This is a genomic window from Streptomyces sp. WAC06614 (assembly GCF_003949795.1).
Lineage (GTDB): Bacteria > Actinomycetota > Actinomycetes > Streptomycetales > Streptomycetaceae > Streptomyces.
In genome coordinates this window covers 1-1539 of sequence record NZ_RPRY01000645.1, presented here as the reverse complement: position 1 = coordinate 1539, position 1539 = coordinate 1, and the positions used below count along the sequence as shown (strand labels likewise).

Below are 1539 nucleotides of genomic sequence, written 5' to 3'. Positions count from 1 at the left end.
GGCCTGCGCCCGCCGGGCCTGCGCCCGCCGGGCCGCTCGCCCGCACCGGCGGCCCGGCTCCCGACGAGGCGGCCGGCAGCCCGGGCCCCGGCCCGGCCCCCGATGCGGCGGTCGGCGGCCCCCGGCCGGAGGCCGCCGGCCACGGCGCCGCGGTGGCGCTGGGCCGGGCCTTGGACCCGTACGGGATCGCCGTGGCCGACGGCGTCGACGGCGTGGCCGCTCTGGTGGCCGGCGGCGTGGTGCTGTTCGAGGAGTGGAGCCTCGGACAGGCCGAGGAGCTGAGCCGGCTCGCGCTCGGGCGGACCGCCGCGGTGGTGCCCGTCCGGTGCGACGGGGCGCTCGTCCTGGTCGGGCCCGTGCTGCGGGCCGGGGCCGGGGCCTGTCTCGTCTGTGCCGAGCGCCAGCGGCTGGCCACCGCGGGCGGCCGGGTGCCCTGGTCCAGCCCGCGGCTCCGCCTGGCCGGCCGGCTCGCGCCCCGGTTCACCGACGCACTCGCCGCGCTCACCCACGCCCTGCTCGCCGACGCGGAGGCCGACGCCGACGCCGGCACAGGCCCCGCCACCGAAGCCGGCCCCGCCGCCGACACCCACGCCGACGCCCGCACCGGCACCACCGCCGCCGCCGGCACCCCCGCCCAGGCCGGCCCCGACGCCACCGCCGCCGGGGCCGGCTCAGACGCCGCCGCCGAGGCCGATGCCCGCACCGCCGGCACCGCCGCCGAGGCCGACGACGTTGCTGAGGCCGAAGCCGGAGCCGCCACCCAGGCCGGCCCCGACGCCACCGCCGCCGGGGCCGGCTCAGACGCCGCCACCGAGGCCGATGCCCGCACCGCCGGAGCCGCCGCCGAGGCCGACGACGTTGCCCAGGCCGAAGCCGGAGCCGCCACCCAGGCCGGCCCCGACGCCACCGCCGCCGAGGCCGATGCCCGCACCGCCGGAGCCGCCGCCGAGGCCGGCGACGTTGCCGAGGCCGACGACGTTGCTGAGGCCAAAGCCGAAGCCGCCGCCGAGGCCGACGACGTTGCCGAGGCCGCAGCCGGAGCCGGCCCCGGTGCCGCCGAGACCGGGGCCCCCGTCCCGGCCGTCGTCCACGTCCTGCACCAGGGCCGCGGCACCTGGTCCACCCACCGCGTCCGCCCCGTCGGCGGCTGCGCCGTCTGTCGGCCGTTGCCGGACGACGGGCCGGCGGCGGCCCGGCTGCCCGACGTCGCCGACCCGTTGCCCGATCCGTCCGTGCTGCGCACGCCCAACCCCCGCACCGGCCTCGCCGCCCTCCGTTCCGCGCTGCACGACGAACGGTTCGGCCCGGTCCGCCGGCTCACCCGGGCCGAGGGCTCCGCCTTCGCCCTGACCACCGCCCTGGTCACCGACGGCCGGCCCGGCGACGACGGCGGCTACGGCCGCGGCGCCGACTTCGACGACAGCGGCCGGGTCGCCCTGTTCGAGGCCGTCGAGCGGTTCACCGGCATGCGGCCGACCGGGCACCGCACCGTGCTCCGTGCCTCCTTCGCCGCCCTCGGCCCCGACCGCGCCCTGGACC

1 protein-coding gene is annotated in these 1539 nt (G+C 81.7%); it reads left to right on the top strand.

Annotated elements, in window-relative coordinates; genetic code table 11:
• Nucleotides 1-152: 152 nt before the first annotated feature.
• Nucleotides 153-1539: TOMM precursor leader peptide-binding protein (locus EF918_RS39250; protein ID WP_312847896.1), on the top strand; the 1387-nt coding region annotated here is incomplete at its 3' end.